Source organism: Gluconobacter frateurii (assembly GCF_002723955.1).
Classification (GTDB): domain Bacteria; phylum Pseudomonadota; class Alphaproteobacteria; order Acetobacterales; family Acetobacteraceae; genus Gluconobacter; species Gluconobacter frateurii.
The window spans coordinates 689,868-710,242 of the sequence record NZ_BEWN01000001.1 but is presented as its reverse complement, the minus strand read 5'-3'; the positions used below and the strand labels follow the sequence as shown (position 1 = coordinate 710,242).

19 protein-coding genes are annotated in these 20,375 nt (G+C 57.0%); 7 read left to right on the top strand and 12 right to left on the bottom strand.

Going from position 1 to position 20,375, the window contains the following annotated elements; all coding sequences use genetic code 11:
* Positions 1-20: 20 nt before the first annotated feature.
* Complete coding sequence (locus GFR01_RS03290; RefSeq protein WP_099181245.1) at positions 21-812, top strand: MerR family transcriptional regulator; 792 nt, start codon at positions 21-23, stop codon at positions 810-812.
* Here the strand turns inward: GFR01_RS03290 and GFR01_RS03285 are convergent.
* Genes GFR01_RS03285 through GFR01_RS03275 form a run of 3 tightly spaced genes read right to left on the bottom strand, consistent with a single transcriptional unit; the run spans position 772 to position 4,336 of the window.
* Positions 772-1,197, bottom strand: a complete 426-nt coding sequence (locus GFR01_RS03285; protein WP_063903031.1) for a hypothetical protein — start codon at positions 1,195-1,197, stop codon at positions 772-774. The two genes, GFR01_RS03290 and GFR01_RS03285, sit on opposite strands and share 41 nt — an antisense overlap.
* Positions 1,194-2,336, bottom strand: a complete 1,143-nt coding sequence (locus GFR01_RS03280) for a DegT/DnrJ/EryC1/StrS family aminotransferase (protein WP_099181244.1) — start codon at positions 2,334-2,336, stop codon at positions 1,194-1,196. Before GFR01_RS03280 ends, GFR01_RS03285 begins: the two co-directional genes overlap by 4 nt.
* Positions 2,333-4,336 (bottom strand): polysaccharide biosynthesis protein, encoded by a 2,004-nt coding sequence (locus tag GFR01_RS03275; protein ID WP_099181605.1) that lies wholly within the window; start codon positions 4,334-4,336, stop codon positions 2,333-2,335. The genes GFR01_RS03280 and GFR01_RS03275 overlap by 4 nt, the downstream gene beginning before the upstream one ends.
* A gap of 45 nt (positions 4,337-4,381) precedes the next feature.
* On the opposite strand from GFR01_RS03275, the gene GFR01_RS03270 reads away from it, so the two are divergent.
* Positions 4,382-5,347, top strand: a complete 966-nt coding sequence (locus GFR01_RS03270; protein WP_099181243.1) for a glycosyltransferase family 4 protein — start codon at positions 4,382-4,384, stop codon at positions 5,345-5,347.
* 1 nt (position 5,348) lies between these two features.
* On the opposite strand, the gene GFR01_RS03265 is transcribed toward GFR01_RS03270, so the two are convergent.
* The gene (locus GFR01_RS03265; protein ID WP_015072128.1) at positions 5,349-5,747 is read right to left on the bottom strand and encodes a MarR family transcriptional regulator; all 399 of its coding nucleotides are present in this window, start codon (positions 5,745-5,747) and stop codon (positions 5,349-5,351) included.
* Positions 5,748-6,057: 310 nt separating this feature from the next.
* On the bottom strand, positions 6,058-7,449 hold the full coding sequence (locus GFR01_RS03260; protein WP_099181242.1) for a leucyl aminopeptidase family protein: 1,392 nt from the start codon (positions 7,447-7,449) through the stop codon (positions 6,058-6,060).
* 18 nt (positions 7,450-7,467) lie between these two features.
* Between GFR01_RS03260 and GFR01_RS03255 the strand changes: the two genes are divergently transcribed.
* The 3 genes from GFR01_RS03255 (at position 7,468) to fdxA (ending at position 10,787) form a co-directional block, all read left to right on the top strand.
* On the top strand, positions 7,468-10,083 hold the full coding sequence (locus GFR01_RS03255) for a helicase-related protein (RefSeq protein WP_099181241.1): 2,616 nt from the start codon (positions 7,468-7,470) through the stop codon (positions 10,081-10,083).
* Positions 10,080-10,376: an RNA-binding S4 domain-containing protein gene (locus tag GFR01_RS03250; protein ID WP_099181240.1), complete on the top strand. Its 297-nt coding sequence runs from the start codon at positions 10,080-10,082 to the stop codon at positions 10,374-10,376. Before GFR01_RS03255 ends, GFR01_RS03250 begins: the two co-directional genes overlap by 4 nt.
* A 78-nt stretch (positions 10,377-10,454) precedes the next feature.
* Positions 10,455-10,787, top strand: coding sequence for a ferredoxin FdxA (gene fdxA / locus GFR01_RS03245; RefSeq protein WP_063903036.1), 333 nt, complete (start codon positions 10,455-10,457; stop codon positions 10,785-10,787).
* Positions 10,788-11,152: 365 nt separating this feature from the next.
* Here fdxA and cyoD read toward each other — a convergent pair whose 3' ends face one another.
* From cyoD to GFR01_RS03220, 5 genes are all read right to left on the bottom strand, one after another.
* Positions 11,153-11,482 carry a cytochrome o ubiquinol oxidase subunit IV gene (cyoD, locus tag GFR01_RS03240; protein WP_063903037.1) on the bottom strand — a complete coding sequence of 110 codons (330 nt, stop codon included), beginning with the start codon at positions 11,480-11,482 and terminating at the stop codon, positions 11,153-11,155.
* Positions 11,482-12,102 (bottom strand): cytochrome o ubiquinol oxidase subunit III, encoded by a 621-nt coding sequence (cyoC, locus tag GFR01_RS03235; RefSeq protein ID WP_063903038.1) that lies wholly within the window; start codon positions 12,100-12,102, stop codon positions 11,482-11,484. Before cyoC ends, cyoD begins: the two co-directional genes overlap by 1 nt.
* Before the next feature lie 14 nt (positions 12,103-12,116).
* Positions 12,117-14,105, bottom strand: a complete 1,989-nt coding sequence (gene cyoB / locus GFR01_RS03230) for a cytochrome o ubiquinol oxidase subunit I (protein WP_063903039.1) — start codon at positions 14,103-14,105, stop codon at positions 12,117-12,119.
* 7 nt (positions 14,106-14,112) lie between these two features.
* Positions 14,113-15,051, bottom strand: a complete 939-nt coding sequence (cyoA, locus tag GFR01_RS03225) for a ubiquinol oxidase subunit II (protein WP_063903040.1) — start codon at positions 15,049-15,051, stop codon at positions 14,113-14,115.
* Positions 15,052-15,499: 448 nt separating this feature from the next.
* Positions 15,500-16,270, bottom strand: a complete 771-nt coding sequence (locus GFR01_RS03220; RefSeq protein WP_062023798.1) for a Bax inhibitor-1/YccA family protein — start codon at positions 16,268-16,270, stop codon at positions 15,500-15,502.
* Positions 16,271-16,419: 149 nt separating this feature from the next.
* Here GFR01_RS03220 and thpR point away from each other — a divergent pair, with 149 nt between their 5' ends.
* Complete coding sequence (thpR, locus tag GFR01_RS03215) at positions 16,420-16,983, top strand: RNA 2',3'-cyclic phosphodiesterase (protein WP_099181239.1); 564 nt, start codon at positions 16,420-16,422, stop codon at positions 16,981-16,983.
* Positions 16,980-17,651, top strand: coding sequence for a uracil-DNA glycosylase family protein (locus tag GFR01_RS03210; RefSeq protein WP_099181238.1), 672 nt, complete (start codon positions 16,980-16,982; stop codon positions 17,649-17,651). The genes thpR and GFR01_RS03210 overlap by 4 nt, the downstream gene beginning before the upstream one ends.
* Here the strand turns inward: GFR01_RS03210 and GFR01_RS03205 are convergent.
* On the bottom strand, positions 17,578-18,276 hold the full coding sequence (locus GFR01_RS03205; RefSeq protein ID WP_063903043.1) for a MarC family protein: 699 nt from the start codon (positions 18,274-18,276) through the stop codon (positions 17,578-17,580). The genes GFR01_RS03210 and GFR01_RS03205 overlap by 74 nt on opposite strands.
* On the bottom strand, positions 18,273-20,372 hold the full coding sequence (locus tag GFR01_RS03200) for a lysylphosphatidylglycerol synthase domain-containing protein (RefSeq protein WP_099181237.1): 2,100 nt from the start codon (positions 20,370-20,372) through the stop codon (positions 18,273-18,275). The genes GFR01_RS03205 and GFR01_RS03200 overlap by 4 nt, the downstream gene beginning before the upstream one ends.
* Positions 20,373-20,375: the final 3 nt, after the last annotated feature.

Below are 20,375 nucleotides of genomic sequence, written 5' to 3'. Positions count from 1 at the left end.
GGCGCGTCAGGAGGAACCCGATGAAACCGCAAACCCTGACCATTGGGGAACTGGCCAAGGCCAGCGCCACCACACCCCGTACGCTCCGATATTTTGAAGCTATGGGGCTTATCAGCCCCATCCGCGCAGAAAACGGCAGAAGAGTTTACGATCTGTCAGCCGTAAGCGCGCTAGCCCATGTCCTGCTTCTGAAGCGCATGGGATTCAGTCTTTCAGAAATCAAAAACATGGAGCGCAGACCCAGTGCTCCTGAAACCATCATAGACGCCCAACTGGCGCTTCTCTCGATGCGAAAGACAGCTCTCGAAAGAACAATCCATCAGCTCACCGCAACCCGAAACCTACTGAAAGAGAGCCACCCCTGTAACGGCGCCGTGGATCTTGCAGCATTCTGCCTTCTGCTCCGGGAAGGAGAAACGGCTCTTCAGTGGGGAAATACTCAGCCTGTTTTCGAACAGTATTTCACGCCGTCCGAGCAACATGAATGGCAGAAACAGATGGACGCTCATTTCGGCGGTGAAGACGAAAAGACGTTCTATCAAATCCGATGGGTAAAATTGATTACCAGTTGTGAAGAGGCCATCGGCCGTCACGTCGTGCCTTCAAGCCCGGAGGCTCAGCAACTCGTCAAAGAGTGGATGGAATTGCAGAAGCCGTTGCAGGACGCTGTAGGACCGGACCTGTGGCGTAAGGCGGCGACCATGTACGAGCAAATGCAGGACTGGCAGACACCCGAGCGGCAGGCGCCTTTCAGCCCTGAAGTTTTCAACTTTATCCGTGAGGCTGCAGCTCTGCGGGCTGCAACGCCGTAAGGGACGCATCTTCAAAGGCGTTCATGCGGTAAGGGCCGTCATCCTCAAGCTGAACACCCACGATGTCCGCTTCGTGTTTGTGCTTCCAGATGGAAACGATGACGGGGTGGTTTTCTGCGTTGCTCAGACGAAGGATGACCTGTCCCTTCGTCGGAGGCTGCTCGCCACTCGGTCCCCATCCCGTCGTATGGGACTGAAGCCAGAGATTAACGTCATTAACTTCCCCAGATGTCAGATCGCGACTGACGGGGGCCACGATTTTTCCTTCCGTAACGGGCGGAAATTTCCAGGCGTGGATCAGTGGCCATGCGACAAACCAGACGATGCCCACGGGAATAAAAACCAGTGCACAAAAAGCCAGGAGCAGCTTCTGTTCGCGCCTCATGCGTTCTCTCCTGCCCAACTTTTCAGGGCATCAGTAATGCGGCTGACTTCATCACCTGTCAGCTCCGGATGAATAGGGAGCGCTAATACCCGTGCACCGAGGCTCTCGGAAACCGGCAGCGACACACCATCATGATGTTCGCTATAGGCAGGCTGATGATGCAGTGGCTTGGGGTAATAGATCGCCGTAGGAACGCCAGCCTCTTTCAAATGTGCCTGAAGCGAATCCCGTGCGGCAGCGTCTGGAAGCAGGACTGTGTAAATTGCCCAAGCACTCTCGCTATCCGCAACGCGAACTGGAGCCTGAATACCTGCTGGCATGGCGGCGTCATACTCACGCGCAATGATGTCCCGACGTTTCAGCTCATCCTCAAAGGCTTCCAGCTTGGCGATCAAGACAGCAGCCTGAATAGTATCGAGACGACCGTTGATTCCAATCCGCTCGACTTCATAGCGGGTCTTTCCCTCGCCATGGGTCCGGAGTGACCGATAGAGCGCAGCCAGTTCTGCATCATCCGTCAGGATCGCGCCGCCGTCCCCGTATCCGCCCAGCGGCTTGGACGGAAAGAACGAAAGCGTCGTTGCTCGGGCTTCATGACCGAGGCGACGCCCATGATAAGAGGCTCCGAAAGACTGGGCACAGTCTGCAATTAGCGTCAGCTCTTCTTGCGCAGCGAAAGTCTTCAGTTCATCCCAAGGTGCAGGCTGACCAAACAGATCAACGCCGATGACAGCTCGTGGCTCCAGTTCACCAGCAGCCCGGATAGCCGCTAGACGATCAGCCAGAGAACTCATGCTGATCTGGAACGTATCCGGCTCCACATCCACAAAAACAGGCGTTGCGCCAAGAAGAAGCACAACTTCCGCCGTCGCCGTATAGGTGAAAGCAGGGAGGAAGACCGCGTCCCCCGGCCCGACTTCCTCACCCATCAGCACCATCAGAAGCGCATCTGTACCGGACGAAACGCCAATTGCGTACTTTGCGCCACCGAACTCGGCGAGGCGCCGCTCCAGTTCCTCGACTTCTGGCCCCATAACGAAGCGGCAATGTTCGAAAACCGTCTTTACCCGACGCTCGATCGCATCCTTGAGACGGGCCTGCTGTTTCGGAAGATCCAGAAAGGCAATGGGATCAGTCATGCAATCGTCTCCACGTCGGGCTGGGAATGGTCTGATTGAGACGGTGTCTTGCCGTCTCGGTTATGATTAAATTCAGGAACAAGCCGTTGAAAAATGGCCATAATGGCAGGAAGATCTTCACGCAGGCAGGCTGCTTCAAGCTCATCCATGGCTTCCGCTGCCACATCGAAATCGACCGTGCGAGGCGAGGCCATGCGCAGGCCAGGCGCATCCGTAGGAACGGGTGCTTCGCGGCCGTGAAACAGCTCTTCAAACAGTTTTTCCCCCGGGCGAAGGCCTGTAATCCGGATCTCCACATCTGTCTCGGGTCTCAGACCCGCCAGACGGATCATCTGACAGGCCAGATCCATGATACGAACCGGGTCCCCCATATCGAGCACGAAAATGCCACCCTGACGGAGCTTCTGGTCCGTGGTGTCCTCGCCTGACGCTTCCTGGGTCCCACGGACTGCCGCCTGCAGAACAAGGCCAACGGCTTCAGGAATGGTCATGAAATATCGGGTCATATCCGGATGAGTGACCGTCAGTGGGCCACCTTGTTCAAGCTGCCTGCGAAACAGGGGCACAACAGACCCAGTGGACCCCAGAACGTTTCCGAACCGCACGGTCACACAGCGCAGGCCACCTTTTCCTGCCCGGGCGCGCATATCAAGCGCCTGCCCGTAGACCTCGGCACACCGCTTGCTTGCCCCCATCAGGCTGGACGGATTGACCGCCTTATCGGTTGAAATCATGACCATGGCCTGAGCACCGGACCGTTCTGCCTCATCAAGCACGATGCGCGTCCCGATCACGTTGGTCAGGACGCCTTCGATCGGATTGGATTCGACGATAGGCACATGCTTCAGCGCTGCAGCATGGAAGACGAGCGCTGGCCGATACTGATTGAAAACTTCAGCAATCCGGCGTCGATCCCGAACATCCGCAACAATCTGATGGCGGAGTACATCGGGATAACGCTCTGACAAATCGAGATTGATCTGCCACAGAGCGTATTCATTATTCTCGATCAGCAGAATGGCCTGAGGAGAGAAAGAGGCGATCTGACGAGCCAGTTCCGACCCGATACTGCCTCCCGCTCCCGTCACCGCAACAACCTGCCCTGCGATCAGCCGGCTCATACCCTGCGAATTCAACGCAACCTGAGGGCGATTCAGCAGATCTTCAATCGCTACAGGACGAAGCTCAACACTTTCCGCAGGCTTCAGATCGGTCAGGGACGGTGTTCTCTGGACATCAAGGTGATGCAGACGCGCGACCTCAAGCACTCGCGAGAGTGGGGCACCGCGCAATTCTGACGTTGTGATGACCAGTGTATCGGGCAACCGACCCGCTGCAGCCATCTGATTCAGGAGTTCCGGCGTCTCATCGATGGTTCCCAGAATAGGACAACCGTGAATACGCCGCCCCGCCTGCTGACTACCTCCCGTCAACAGCCCGACCACCCGTCTGCCTGCCTCCTGGTCACGTTCCATCGCACGAATAAAAAGATCCGCCTCATGGTCCGCGCCGAGCAGGAGAACGCGCTCCCGACCAGCCACCATCAAACGGCGACGGGCGCTCAACCGCCAGATCATGCGGATGGACCCGAGGAATGTCAGCAAGACCAGCGCATGAATGAATGGGAACGTTGAACTGGGAAGCGGATAGCCCGCCAGATGCAGTAACGTTGAGAACAAAATCGCGCTCAGCGCAGAGGCACAGGCAATATTAAAAAGGTCCGCCAGCCCGGAAAACCGCCAGTATTGCTGGGCCATACGAAACGGCAATCCGCTGACCAGCAGCGTAATGCCACCGCCTGCAAGGAACCACAGAGGATGCAGCCATCCACCATGTGGATCTGCCAGCCAACGGGCCACAGGAGCAGCCAGAGCGGAAACGACTCCGTCCAGCACAACATTGAGAGCAATGCGCCTCGCCTGCACGGTGGTACGACCGGTGCGGCTGACGGAAGAAGACTGGGCCGGTAAATGGAGGCCGGAAGGTGGTGTGACTGTCACGCCTCCCTTATAGCGCCAAAACACCTGTTCCCATAAAGTCGGTCCATGCCCTTTTCTTTACAATCTCTTCTTTCCGGCTTCGTGCTGCCCGATCTGCTGGCGGCACTTCTCTGCATGGTGCTTATCGCACTCATGATCCGTGCCGGCGTGATGGACCATCCCGTTCATCGAAGCTCACATACCCGACCGATTCCAAAAGGGGGTGGCATCGGGATTATCGGGGCGTTTCTATTGTGCCTGGGACCCACGCTCTACCTAAGCCATCAGCCAGTTTTGACAGGCCCGGTTCTCGGGCTGATCAGCGGTGTCATCCTGCTGGCCGTCGTTTCCTGGCTGGATGACCTCTATTCTTTCCCGGCCCGTTACAAACTGGCTGCACAGTTTGGGGCAGCCGCTCTGGTGGCTTTCGGCAACGGCGCCGCCGTCCCCCTGAGCGTCCTGTTTATTCTGGGAGCAGTTTTCATAACCAATGCCCTGAACTTCATCGACGGCATTAACGGATTGGCCGCTGGAACCATGGCGCTGACGTCCCTGCTTCTGGCTGCAGCCGGAATCCAGCCCTGTTTGTTTGTCCTGTTTGCCGTCTGCCTGCTCGCGTTTCTGCCTTGGAATTTTCCAAAAGCCCGCATTTTCATGGGAGATGTGGGCAGTCAGTCGGGAGCCCTGATTGTCGCATGGGGTGCCATGCAGCCGCATCGTTATTCAGCCATGCTCACGTTGGCACTTCTGTCAGGCGTGGTGTGGGACGTTCTGTTCACCTTGGCTCGGCGCGCGCGCGCCGGAGACCATTTGGCACAGGCTCATCGCGGACATCTTTATCAACTGGCAATCCGTTCCGGGATGCCGATGCCGCTGGTGACAGTCTTTTACTGGGGTTTTGTAGTCTGGGGGGCAGTAGCGTGCCATGCAAAACAACCGTGGGAAACCGGGCTGCTTGTTCTTCTGCCTCAGCTTTGCTGGACAGGATATATCTGCACGCGAGCCAAAGCCCGCGTGCAGGATCGCTGGTAACTTAACCAGCGCGACGCGTGATACGCTCGACAGAAGCAGAAGCGCGTTCTGCACGTGCAGGGCGCGTGCCGGAAGCTTCAGCCATAACAGCGCGCATTTCACGCAGGAAGGACGACCCCTTCAGCGTGCGCTGAACCAGCACGGAGCGACGGTCCAGCGGATCGACCTTGCGGCGAGCCAGATCGAGTTCGCCCAGACGGTCCAGGGCGCGTGTGATGGCAGGCTTGGAAACCTTCAGCTCTGACGCCAGACCACGAACGGTGTGAGCACCGTCACGCAGGTAGCAGGTCAGGAACACGGCAAGCTGGCGGGCAGACAGGTCTGGACCGTCACGGCGCACCATGGAAACGACGGTGTCGCACAGAAGGTGAAGCATCTGGTCGTTGTTAGCCTGAGGCATTTCTCTCTCCTTACGGTCTGCCTTCCCTGTTGCCTGATCGGGTAACAGGGAAAAGAACAGTCGAGCCATGCAGACCCGACGGGGTTATGTGTGCCGCTCAGCCCCGCATGGGTCTAAGCCTTGGTCTTCTACATCTGGTGTTTTGAAACGCATCCGCAAGTATGCGGGTTTCAAAACGATTTATGCTGCGGATAGCAGCTTTCGAACATGGAAGGCCGTATGCCCTATCAGACGCAGATTTACACCCCATAGTTTTAAGACAATCATATTACGGTTCGTTAAGGATCGTCCCGCACTCTGGTTGTTCACTTCACGAAGACCTGTTCAGGCTTGCAATCATTTTAAGAAGCGCACGAAGCGCGAGGGTCTCTCCCCCTTCCGGACGACCTGGGGAATTCGCGTCATTCCAAGCGTAAGTGTCTATATGTAGCCACTTTTGTCCGTTCGGAACGAACCGTTGAAGGTACAGAGCGGCCGTAATCGCTCCTGCCATTGGTTTTGACGTTATATTTCCGAGATCCGCTATTTTACTATCCAGCCATGCGTCGTAGCCATGCCAGAGTGGCAATCTCCACAAAGCATCCGCAGTATCCAGACCCGATTCGAGCAGTAATTGAGCGAATTCATCACTGTTACTGAACACCGCCGGAAGGTCGGGACCGAGAGCTACGCGTGCAGCGCCGGTCAGGGTTGCAGCATCCACAATGTAATCCGGAGCGCTTTCAGCGGCTTCCGTTATCAGATCACACAACACCAGACGCCCTTCCGCATCCGTGTTCCCGATCTCCACGAACTTGCCGCTGCGTGTCTTCAAAACATCCCCCGGGCGCATGGCATGTCCGGACACACTGTTCTCGACACAACCCAGGCGAAGCTCCAGATCAATATCGAGCTTCAGGTCAATCGCCGCGCACATGACAGCAAGCATCAGGGCCGCGCCGCCCATATCCTTTTTCATGCGCAGCATTCCGGCCGCAGGCTTCAGGTCATACCCGCCCGTATCAAAGCAGACCCCCTTCCCGACCAGCGACAGACGCGGCGCACCCTCACGCGCCTTCCAGCGGGCCACGACAACAGCAGGCTTACGCTCAGACCCTTCACCAACCTCAGCCAGACAAGGGTAAGCCGCTTTCAGATCATCCCCTTCAACAATCCGAACCTCAGCGCCCCTCCCCTCCAGAGCCCGATAAGCAGACTGTGCGAGATCCCTCGGACCGAGAAGATTGGCTGGCGTGTTGATGAGGTCACGACCAAACCAGTTGGCCTTCGCAATGGCACTTGCTGTCGCAACGGTATCAGGAACCACCATGCGGGTCGCAGCGTCCTGCTCCTGCCCCACACGATAGCGATACGCCCCCATTGCGAACCCTAGGAGCGCGGTCTCCTGCACGCCGTCTTCAACCCCATGCAGGACAGCAAGCCAGTCACCGGCAGGAAGAACTGTTCCCAGCCGACCGAAAGCGGTCGGATCATTCAGTCGGCCCTCATCCACACAGAGTAGAGCCGCACCCGCTCCGTTCTCACCCGGCAGCAGCGTGAACGAACCGTCACGGGACGCAAAGCCTTGCGCCTTCAGAAAAGCGCCATGCTCTCCCAGCAGACGATCAACCGTTTCCGTATCCTGAGAGCGCACCAGATGGACTGTGCGGGGTGCCGGAGCATCAGAAACGGACACGAAAGGGAGTTGAATATGAAAACTCATGAACCTCTTTCCTGAAAAGTGTCGAACCTTGAGGCCCGAACGCTTGCTTTTGTTCCGCAGGCACCCGACCATTCAGACATGAAGGGTGCACACCGCGGTAACCATCCCGCTCATCATATCATGCCGGCAAGCGTCCGTGCGGCGCTGGGTCCAACCAATACCGGCAAGACGCATTATGCCCTCACGCGCATGATGGCTCATTCCTCCGGCATCATCGGCTTTCCGCTGCGGCTGCTGGCACGGGAGAACTATGAGCGGCTGGTGAAAGCCAAGGGAGAGCGATCCGTCGCCCTTATTACCGGGGAGGAGAAAATCGTTCCTCCCGGTGCCCGCTGGTTCGCCTGCACGGTGGAAGCCATGCCGCTGGACCGGAAAGCCGAGTTCGTCGCCGTCGATGAAATCCAGCTCGCGTCCGACCCGGACCGTGGACACATCTTTACAGACCGACTCCTGCATGCCCGCGGCACGGTAGAAACGCTCTTCCTTGGCGCTGAAACCATTCGCCCACTTCTTCAGAAGCTGGTTCCCGGCATCGAGATCGACACCCGGACGCGCCTGTCCAGCCTGGTCAGCACCGGCCCGACCAAACTGTCACGCCTGCCACCCCGCTCCGCGATCGTCGCGTTCTCCATGGCTGAGGTTTACGCGCTGGCGGAAGTTATTCGCCGCCGCCGGGGCGGATGTGCCGTCATCATGGGGCAGCTGAGCCCCCGCACCCGCAACGCACAGGTCGAACTCTACCAGAACCGGGAAGTCGATTACCTCGTTGCCACCGATGCGATCGGCATGGGGCTGAACATGGATGTGGACCATGTTGCCCTTGCCCAGCTCTCGAAGTTCGACGGTACGTCCCCGCGCCCGCTGTTTCCGCAGGAAATCGCGCAGATAGCCGGACGTGCTGGCCGTGGCATGAAGGACGGAACCTTCGGCACCACGGCGGACTGCCCGCCCATGTCTGCTACCACCATCGAAGCCGTGGAGCAGCATCGCTTCGATCCGATCCAGCGGCTGTACTGGCGAAACCACGAACTGGATTTCACCAACCCGCGCGCCCTCCTTGCCAGCCTGACAGTCGCGCCGCCGTTTCGTGGCCTGACCGCAGGCCGGGTGGCATCAGACGTTACAACCCTCGAATCCCTCGTCCTCGATCCAGAGATCCGGGAGGTCGCAAAAGGACGTCGCGCCACGTCCCTGCTCTGGGAAGTGTGCCAGATCCCCGATTTCCGGAAACTCGGGGACGACAGTCACACCAGACTCTGCGCGCGCCTTTTCCTGCATATTCTCAAAGAAGGTGCTGTCCCGGCCAACTGGATGGAAGGTCACATCAAGGGCTTCGCGCGCGTTGACGGGGACATCGACACCCTGATGCACCGACTGACCGGTGTACGTGTCTGCTCCTACGTCGCCGCCAGAACGGAATGGAGCCGTCATTCCGCCACCTGGCAGCAGCGGGCCCGCGAAGTGGAGGACCTTCTCTCAGACGCCCTTCACGAGCGTCTGACGGCACGCTTCGTGGACAGGCGGGCGACTTCCCTGCTCCGCCGCCTGGATGCAGAGACAGATCGGAACATTCTTTCCGCCGTCACAGCGGATGGAGATGTGATCGTTGAAGGCCACAGCATCGGAAAAATCCGGGGCTTTACCTTGCAAGCCGATACGACAGGCGGCCCCGATCACCAGATCATCATGCGTGCGGGCCGGAAAGCCCTTCTTCAGGAAATTCCCCGCCGCGTCCGCCTGTTTCAGGATGCACCTGACAGTGCACTGTCTCTGGATAGTGACACAGGCACCCTTTTTTGGGAGTGCGTGGCGCTTGGAAAACTGATTGCCGGGAAGACATTCCTTCAGCCGGCCGTACGTCTGTTTTCCGGGGAATTCGCCGATACCAATCAGCGCGCTCAGGTTGAAAACAGGCTGCTGCGTTATATTCGGACAATGATCGAACGGGACATGGCCGTTCTCTTCAAGGCAGAGCAGACCGTTACGAACCAGCCGGAGCTCAGAGGTATCGTTCATCGTCTCCATGAAGATGGCGGAATCACGAGCCTTCTCCCCCCTGACAGGACGTTGCCGCCGCAAGTCAAACGATCCCTGCGTAAGGTTGGCGTGGAAGTCGGGCGCTTTGCCATTTTCTTCCCTGCGCTTCTGCGGCCTCGCCCTCTTGGACTGATGACACTCCTGACGCAGCTTCGCCTGGGCGAGTCCCTCACCATACCGGCTCCAGGTCGGGTCTCGCTTCCATGGGAGCTTGTGGCAGGCGTGCCGGGCTGGCTTCAGGCCGGGCAGACAGGAATCAGACTTGATATTGCAGAACGCTGCGTCACTGAACTGGAGCATCTGACCCGCAAGCAGGATCATCCTGCCCCACTTGGTTTGGCCTCCCGACTAGGCGTGAAGACAGACATGCTTCCGGGAATCCTGACTGCTCTTGGAGTTGCTCACCGGCCCCCTTCTGTTGTCAGCCCATCTCATGCAGGGCCACCTGCCCCACTCATGATCCTCTCGGATCGGCGTACCCGTGCGGGCCGCAGGAGGCCTAAAGCTTCGGGTCAACGCACCAGTCGGCCTACTACTGTCCGACAGGATAGCCCTTTTGCTGCTCTCGCTATTTTAAGAGAACGATCTACCCCATGAGTGATGCCTATCAGCGACTGGATCAATGGCTGTATTATGCACGGGTCGCCAAAACACGCCCTCTCTGTGCGACGATCGTCAATAAGGGGCGTATTCGTGTAAACCGGCAGCCAACCAGCAAGCCTCACGCCAAACTTCGTGTGGGAGATGTGCTGACGCTTCCACCCGCCAGCCCCAACGAGGACGTACGTGTCTGGCGTATTCTGGACCTTGGGGAACGTCGTGGCCCCGCAAAAGAAGCATTCCTGCTATACGAGATCATTAAAGAAGAGCCTAAGAAGCTTGCTTCCTAAGCCAATCCTTCGCATATCATCCCGCACAATTGAAAAATGGGCCGCACAGCCGGGCCCGAATGAGGATCGGAGACACCAATGAGCTATGTGGTCACGGAAAACTGCATCAAGTGCAAGTTCATGGACTGCGTGGAAGTTTGCCCCGTAGACTGCTTCTATGCCGGGGAAAATTTCCTCGTCATCAACCCGGACGAATGCATTGACTGCGGCGTGTGCGAACCTGAGTGCCCGGCTGAAGCCATCTTCCCAGATAGCGACAACCGTGCGGCTCCATGGATCGAAATCAACTCCAGGCTCGCAGCCCAGTGGCCAAACATCACCCGCAAGGGCGATCAGCCGGCTGATGCGGAAGAATGGAAAGACAAGCCCGGCAAGGCTGCCATGCTCTCCGAAGCTCCTCACAAGGACTGAACCTTCTCCTCATTTGAAGGCTCAAAGCCCGGCACACTGTGTCGGGCTTTTTTTATGGGGATACGGCTGGGTTGTGTCGAAGATCATCTATTTCATAGTGCGGTGGTTCGGCGTGGCTATTCAGGAAGCACTCTCCCGGCGTGGAGTACCGAAACGACAAATGGTGAATATGCGCCGGAACTAAGTGTCCGCGTCATCACAGGACTAAGGGCATCAAACCCTCTGGGCTTCATGTGCCTGAAACAGAGCAGCAGAAGTAGCCGTATTTTCGGATCCTGCAGTCAAACGATCAGAATCCCACCGGGCACAAAAAAACCGGCAGGATTTCTCCTGCCGGTTTCTTCTGCTTTGATCCGGAAGGGATCTTAGCGGGACATCATGTTGATGGCCGTGTCATGCATGATGAACAGCGTGCCGCCGACAATGATGACCACTGATGCTGCTGCGAAGATGAAGCACATCAGGTTCCAGCTCTGCTCGTTGCTGGTGTTCAGGTGAAGGAAGAACACCAGATGCACGACGATCTGAACGACCGCCAGAACACCAAGAGCTGCAAGTGCCATCCCGGGAGCAAGTGCGTGGGTCATGACTGCTGCGAAAGACGCAACAGTCAGGACGACCGCAAGAACGAACCCGATGATGTAGGACTGATAGGAGCCGTGGCTACCATCGTGGGTTGTATGTGCCTGGGCCATTACATCACACCTGCGAGATAGACGAAGGAGAAAACACAGATCCAGACGATGTCCAGAAAGTGCCAGAACAGGCTGAGGCAAGTCAGCTTGTCCATCATCCGCTGGGACAGATCCTGCGGGCCCATCATCTGGACCATCAGAACCGCCATCCAGATCAGACCACAGGTTACGTGCAGACCATGCGTTCCAACCAGCGTGAAGAACGCGGAAAGGAAAGCAGAACGGTCAGGACCGTTACCTTCAGCGATCATGTGTGAGAACTCGCTCACTTCAAGACCAACGAAGGACAGACCCAGCACGAAGGTGATGGCCAGCCAGACCAGAACCATGGTCTTGTTCTTTGCCAGCGCATTGAGCGAGGCAAAGCCGTAGGTGATGGATGAGAACAGCAGGATAGCTGTCTCGATCCCTACATTCGTCAGATCGAACAGTTCCTTGCCCGAAGGCCCTCCGGCAAACTGGTTCCGGAGGACTGCAAACGCAGCAAAGATCGAACCGAACAGAATGCAGTCCGTCATCAGGTAGAGCCAGAAACCGAAAACATTCGGCGTCTCGTGATGATGATCGTGACCGTGGTCGTCAGCGTGTGCCAGAGGCGACATGGTTGCTTCGTGAGCCATTAACTATGCCCCCCTTACTCTGCTGCCTGCGCAGCGGCGATACGACGGGAATAGACTTCCTCGTTGTGCTCGATTTCGCTGACAGGGACGTAGTAATCGACATCGCGGTTTGCACTGCGCAGGATCATCGTGACGACGATACCGATCAGTCCAAGACCAGCCATCCACCAGATGTACCAGATGGCACCGAAGCCAAGGATGAACGAGAACGCACCGATAAGAGCGCCCGCAGCCGTGTTCTTCGGCATGTGGATGGGCTCCAGCGGCTTGTTATGTGCACGACGGCCAAGCTGCTTCTCGGTGTGGAACGTGTCCAGACCATGGATGTCCGGGATAACTGCGAAGTTATAAGCCGGCGGCGGAGAAGAAATGGACCACTCCAGCGTACGACCACCCCACGGATCGCCCGTCAGGTCCAGGTTCTCCGGCAGGTTACGATCGCGGATGGAGACGTAAAGCTGCGTGAGCTGGCAGACGATACCCAGAGCGATAACAACCGCACCAGCTTCTGCAATCAGCAGCCACGGACGCCAGTCCGGATTGTCGTAGTGGTTCATACGACGCGTCATGCCTTCGAGACCGAGGACATAGAGCGGAACGAAGGCAAGATAGAAGCCAACGAACCAGCACCAGAACGCGCGCTTGCCCCAGGCTTCGTTCAGCTTGAAGCCGAAAGCCTTCGGGAACCAGAAGCCCATACCTGCAATGTAACCGAAGTACACACCACCGATAATGACGTTATGGAAGTGGGCAATAAGGAACAGGGAGTTGTGAAGGATCCAGTCAGCGGCCGGCATGGCCATCATGACGCCCGTCATGCCACCGATGGAGAAGGTGATCATGAAGCCGATCGTCCAGTACATCGGAGCCGTGAATTCAACACGTCCCTTATACATGGTGAACAGCCAGTTGAAGATCTTCACGCCTGTCGGGACTGCGATAACCATCGTCATGATACCGAAGAAGGTATTGACGTTGGCGCCTGCGCCCATGGTGAAGAAGTGATGCACCCACACGACGAACGACAGCACCATGATGGAGCACGTAGCGTAAACCATCGTATTGTAGCCGAAGAGCGGCTTGCGGGAGAACGTTGAGGTAACTTCAGAGAACACGCCGAAAGCCGGGATGACCAGAATGTAAACTTCCGGATGGCCCCAGGTCCAGATCATGCTCAGATACAGCATGACGTTGCCGCCGGCATCGTTCGTGAAGAAGTGCATGCCGAGGTAACGGTCGAGGCTGAGCAGAGCCAGCGTCACGGTCAGAACCGGGAACGAAGCCATGATCAGAACGGTCGTGCAGAAAGCAGTCCAGGTGAACACCGGCATCTGCATCCAGCCCATGCCAGGAGCGCGCATCTTCACGATGGTCGTGAAGAAGTTCACACCCGTCAGAAGCGTACCGACACCGGAGATCTGAACGGCCCAGATGTAGTAGTCAACGCCGACGCCCGGGCTGAACTGCATCTCGGACAGTGGCGGGTAAACCAGCCAGCCGCACTGAGCAAACTCACCGATGAACAGCGAGATGTTGATCAGAAGGGCACCGACCAGCGTCATGTAGAAGCTGAGCGAGTTCAGGAACGGGAACGCAACGTCGCGCGCACCGATCTGGAGAGGCACCACCAGGTTGAGCAGCCCCGTCATGAACGCCATGGCCATGAAGAAAATCATGATCGTGCCGTGAGCGGAGAAGATCTGGTCGTAGTGGTGAGGCGGAAGGTAACCAGGGTTACCGGCATAGGCCAGCGCGAGCTGGGTACGCATCATGATGGCGTCCGCGAAGCCGCGGAACAGCATGACAATTGCCAGGATGATATACATCACGGCAAGGCGCTTATGGTCGACTGTCGTCAGCCATTCACGCCACAGGTAACCCCACTTACCGAAGTAAGTAACGGCACCCAGCACGGCAAGGCCGATGACAGCCACACCCAGGAATGTGCCGACAAGGATCGGCACATCGAAAGGTATGGCTGAAAGGGAGAGTTTTCCGAGCATCTGTCGGTTATTCCTTCATGCCAGTGTCGGACGGTGCAGCGCTGGAAGCGGACTGCATATGCATGACCTTGCCCGTCGTCTTCTCCACCATCATGCCATTGTTGTACTTGGCGACGATGCCGTCGAAGAGATCCGGCTGGACATGCGCGAAATACTGAACCGGCGCAGCTTCCTGCGGGGCAGAGTACTTCGGATAGGTCGTGTCATCGAGGTTTTCGCTGCCGCTCTTCACCTTCTCGACCCAGGCGCTGAATTCTTCAGGTGCCATGGCGAGGGTGCGGAACTTCATGTCAGAGAAACCGCGACCACTGAACTGGGAAGCTTCACCCAGATAGTCACCCGACTCAGTTGCAAGAAGATGCAGCTGCGTCTGCTGACCCGGCATGGAGTAGATCATCGATCCCAGACGCGGGATGAAGAACGACGTCATGACAGTGTCAGAGGTGATCTGGAAGTTCAGCGGCGTGTTCGTGGGCACATCCAGCTGGTTGATCGTAGCGATCCCCAGATCCGGATAGATGAACAGCCATTTCCAGTCGAGAGAGACCACCTGAACATTCAGCGGCTTGACGTTGTCAGCCGTCTGGATCGGGCGGTACGGGTCATAGGCGTGGGTGCTGTACCAGCTGATCGCGCCGAGAGCGACGATGATCAGGGAAGGAATGCCCCAGATGACATACTCAATCTTCGTTGAGTGATCCCAGGTCGGCAGATATTCGGCCTGGGTATTGGAAGCGCGATACTTCCAAGCAAAATAAAGCGTTGCGATACAGGTCGGAACCACAATCGCCATCATGATGGCAAATTCTGCCACCATAACGTCGCGGTTCATTTCTGCGATCGGACCGCGCGGCTGAAGCAGATCAACCGTGCAACCCGATAGCATCAGCGCCGGCAACGCTGGGAGATATCGCCAGAGTTTTTTCATCGGTCCTGCTTTCATCATCCGTTCCGGCATGGAGTATTCGCCGGGAAACGGTTTGACACGATAAGGGTCGCATCAGAGCTGCCGAACGCTGCCATAGTCTGCTGCCTTTCTCGTTCGTATCCTGACGTCAGGAACCGGATCAAAGATCCGACCCTGAAATTCATTCAGCATGGGACACGACTGTCCCGGTTCCTCAGGTTTTTTCTGCCTGAATCGCCCGGAAGACAAGGCTTATCACGGATTTCGTGAGGGGGTGTGCATATCCTCGACGACGCCATAAATGGCTGTTTTTCGCCACATTTGGTTTAATTATAGCTTTCATTAAGTACGAATATTACAGCTTTTTAATGTAAACCAATTCGAATAAGGCGAAAATAATTCAAGACCTTTTTAGTCCCAAAACAAGAAAGGGGGCGACATTGACTGTCGCCCCCTGAGAACTATCAACAATACTTGATAGGTAATATCAGTCGCTATTACTGGAACGAACGCCCGTGAACTGAATAAGAAACTGAAACAGGTTCACAAAATTGAGATACATCGACAGCGCATCGTAAATGCTGAGCTTTCCAATATCGTCCTGTGAGGCAAAAGACATATATTGCTGGTAGTTAATCTTGATGCGCTGCGTGTCATAGGCTGCAAGACCTGTGAAAAGAGCGACCCCGATTAGAGAAACAAGCATTGCCAGTGGTGCACTGTGCAGGAAGATGTTCACGACCATCGCGATCATGATGCCGATCAGCCCCATAAACAGGAAGGAACCGAGTCGAAGAAGGTTCGCGCCCGTGGTGTATCCCCACAGCGCCATTCCACCGAACATCACAGCACTGATAAAGAACGTTCTGGCGACAGAAACGCCCGTATAGCTCAGCAGCAGGCTAGACATGCTTGCGCCCATTGCTGCGCTGAACAGCAGGAAAATCGCCTGAACCGCAGAGCGTGAAAGACGGTTGATCCCGAAGGACAGCACCATCACAAAAGCAAGCGGGGCGAAAATCGCTACTCCACCAAGAAAGGTAGGGCGCAGAACAAACGCACCATTGGGCGTCTCTGCCAGATGAAAGAAGAGCGCGCGCAGAGAGGTCTCTGCCACGCCATAGGCAACAAGCCCCGTTACGACGAGGCCGATCGCCATCCAGTTGAAGACACGGCACATATAAGAGCGAAGACCAGCGTCAAGACTGCCGACCCCTGCCTGTGTACCGGCCCTGCCGAAATTGGAATTGAAAGCCATGATACCTTTTCCAGTAAAAGGCCCTTTGAAAAAGGGCGCTTGACGAACCTTGCAAGCTCGCCCGTACTTTCCCTGAATGTGGGGCTTTTCACTGCACGGTCAAGAAGACCCTTCATATCTGTGTTCCATTTGCCCGGGAAACGAGCCTCTTGAGACTTTTTGTCGCACTCGACCTCTCCCCCGCCCAGCGTGAAGCGCTTGCTCTCCTCAGAGGATCACTGCCGGGCGTGCAGTGGGTTCCCTCCGAGAACTATCATCTGACCCTTCGCTTTATCGGCGAAATTACAGACCGCTATGTCATGGAAGAGATCGATCTCGCTCTTTCACGCCTGTCCTGGAAGCCATTCAATGTCTCTTTCCATGGTGCAGACCTCCGGGAAGGCATGACTGCTGACAGCCTCATGATTGGCATCGAACGGTCCGAAGCTCTGACAACACTTCAGACACAGGTGGAAAGCGTTCTGCGCAGAGCCGGATGCGCCCCTGCCAAACGCCGTTTTCAGCCCAGCGTAACTCTCGGGCACCTTGCGACGACCCAACGTGCCGATGCAGCCCGCTGGGTTCAGCGGCATAATCTTTTCAGAAGTGAGCCAATGCCCGTTCACCACGTTACACTCTTTGAGAGCCTGCGCGGGTATGATCAGCATGTCTATGTTGCCCGCGCGGAATATGCCTGGCACCCGGATATGCCGCTTCTTCCTGAGGATGAATGATTTCCAAACCCACCACGCAAGACCGACTGACCGCTCTGGTTCAGGAGGTCCGTGCCTGCCGTGTCTGTGAAGCCCACCTCCCTCTTGGCGCAAGACCGCTGATCCATGTGTCAGCAACGTCCCGCCTGCTGATTGCCAGCCAGGCGCCAGGAACCAAGGCCCATTTCAAGAATACGTCTTTCATGGATCCGTCAGGCGTCCGGCTGAGGCAATGGCTCGGTCTGACAGAGGATGTCTTTTATGACACTCGTCATGTCGCCATTCTGCCAATGGGTCTTTGCTATCCTGGACGCTTGCCCAAGGGCGGAGATTGTCCACCGCGCCCCGAATGTGCACCGATCTGGCGGAAACGGGTTCTCTCGCTGATGCCAGCCCTCCAACTCACCCTGCTGGTCGGCAGTTACTCACAACATCATGTATTGGGAAAAGGCTCGGTCACAGAACGGGTCAGAAATTTCCGGGATTATCTACCCGACAATTACTTCCCCCTGCCCCATCCGTCGTGGAGAACAGGCGTATGGGAAAGAAAAGCACCCTGGTTTCAGGAAGAAGTCATTCCTGCCCTTCGTGAAAAAGTGCAGTCCATTCTGGCTCTCAGTGATGAGCAAGCCGAAGGGTCTCAACCAGAAAGCCCTGAACACCGGAAATCAGGATCTGGATGCCGATAGCGAGAAGGATCAGCGCCGCCAGACGGCTGACGATCCGAGCCCCCGTCACTCCCAGCATGGAAACAATACGTTCCGCGTAGGCGTAGGCAATCGCCACAACAATGCCCATGGCCGTTGCTGCTGCTGAAACACCCATGAAATAATCGGGTGCAGGCATATGCGGCGGACAGGATGAACTCAGGGCAATCGCGACTGAGATACTGCCCGGCCCCACCGTAAATGGCATGGCCAAAGGAAAGAACGCGCGCTCTTTCAGATCCGGGGCCGCGACGGTGCGGCCACCCTGCAAAGCCTGCTTTTCCTTACGCGCTTCACTTGTTTCTGGCTGTTGCAACATGACCCATGCACGTGAGGCTACAACCAGGCCCCCGGTAATGCGCAGGGCATTCATGCTGATACCAAAAAAGCTGAGAATCCAGCTCCCAAACCATATGGAAACAAGAAGAATGGCAAGCGAGTTCAGCGCAACAAGCCGCGCCAGTTCGATCACCTCCTTGCGTGTGCGTCCTTGGGTCGCCTGGGCGAAAATCAAGGATGCACCCAGCGGGTTGATGATCGAAAATAGCGCCGGGAAGGCAATCAACCAACTATTGACCGCATTTCCCAAGCTTGGCGGAAGGCTCATGTACCCGTGGTACCGGAAACAGTTTCAGACCGCCCTGCTGCCCGCTTCTTGCGAGCCTGCCGTTCTTCTCCGCTCAGGAAGGCCCGGATCATGCGATAATCCTCAGAGAAACAACAGATGGTCCCAGCCTTTCCATCCGGACAGACTGTCAGTCCAAGATCATTATAGACTGCCATGAGAGACTGACCAACACGGACAAACGCAAGTTTGCGCCCTTCCTGCAGGGCAAGATCCCTCAACCGCCAGATTGCGGCAATGCAGTTCCGCTCCGAACCAGCCGGATCACCCAGGCCAATGATAAACTGGCCCGTACGAAGGAATGGGATGGCGGCACGGCCCGCTTCATCATGCAACAGGCCACTGGGCCGACGACGCCCCAGTTCCTGCAACGCGTGCGGAAGGCTGCGATACCGCTGCTCGTTTTCCGAGTTCCACGCCTCAAAGCGAATGCGCGTCCTGCGCATCCCCAGCCAGAGAGCGAAAAGCCCACAAAGCGCAGAAATGGCCAAAAACCAACGTCCGATCGCTGTATGAGCGTCATAGATCATTGAACGCCACCAGATGGGCCCAAGATGACGTTGCAATGCCACCCACCCCACGCCGAGCAACCCCAGCGCCCAAAGTGACACCGGAGCGAGCATGGCAGGTGTCAGAGGCGCAACAAGGATCTGCGCACGGCGGTAATAGCAGTTCCGGAACGGCGCGATCAGCAGCATCACCAGTCCTAGGGCAACCGGCGCCTCCCATGGCGCATGGCGCAGAACCAGCAGGACAACGGACGCTCCCAGAACGCCCAGCGACACTTTCCAGGCTAGCGCCACACGTTGCGACAGTCCCAGAGCCAGACCAACCAGCGCGACACCACTCACGGTCAGGAAAAGATCCGCAATCTGGGACACAGCAGCGCCCAGTGACGTCCGTAGCGGTGGCAGTTCCGCCGCCAACGCATAAAGAACCAGAAGAATACCTGCGACAGCCTGAACGCTCGTCGCCACCGTGACGGAGAAATCGGCTTCCGACTCCCGCACGACCTGGCTCGGCCGGATACGACGCGGCGTCTGTCCGGCTGACATGAGCGCCTGTTCGCCCCGCAGAAATAGTTCGTGCCCGGCAAACATCAAACCAGCCAGCACGAGCGGAATGATGTAATAAAAGAGACGGAACACAAGAATGGCGCTCATGATTTCCGGAACCGGAAGATAGGGGCGCAAAGCCAGCAACATGGCGCTATCAAAGACACCAAGACCGCCCGGCACACTGGCAACCAGACCGGCCGTGTAGGACGCGATGTAGATGGCCAAAAACGTGCCAAAGCCGAAATGCGCTTCTGGAGGCAATGGTGGAAGGACGCCGTATGCGATCAGGGCCGTAGCAGCCATATCAGCAGCGCTGACGGCAATCTGGGAAATGGCGATGCCTGTCCGGGGGATTTCGATCGTGTAACGCCAGATTTTGACATGCCGTCGCACACGCGACAGAATCACATAAGCCGCCAGAACGCCCCAACACCCCAGTCCCGCCAACCTCAGAATAAAGGTGGGCAGATGAGATAATACGGGGATGGCATGAGGCTCAAGGGTCAGTATTCCCCCGACAAGCGCGGTCGTTCCCAACAGATAGGTTGCGGAACAGAACGCAATGATCTGAGCAATATCGCCTGGTGCAACACCCCAGCTACGATAAAGCCGAAATCTGACGGCGGCCCCCGAAATCGCTGCACACCCGAGATTGTGGGACAGGACATAGGAGCAGAACGCCGCAAATGCCGAGCGTTGGAAGGAAACCTTCGCCCGGACATGAAGACAGGCCAGTCGGTCATAGAACGACAGGATGAAATAGGACAGAAACGTCGCGCCAGCCCCAGCCAGCAGAGCACCCGAGGGAATATCTCCCAGACTTCTGACAATGTCATGCAGCGACAGATGGCGCAGCTCGCGCCAGATCACCACAACAGCCGCCACCAGAAGCACGAGCCCGACAACGGCGGGCGCGCGCGTCAGCAGAAGCTGCCAACGATTCTTGACGCACCCGCCCTCGTCTTCAAGATCGAGAGCAGGACTGTCATCGTGCCAGTCGTTTTCCCTATGAGGGCACATCGG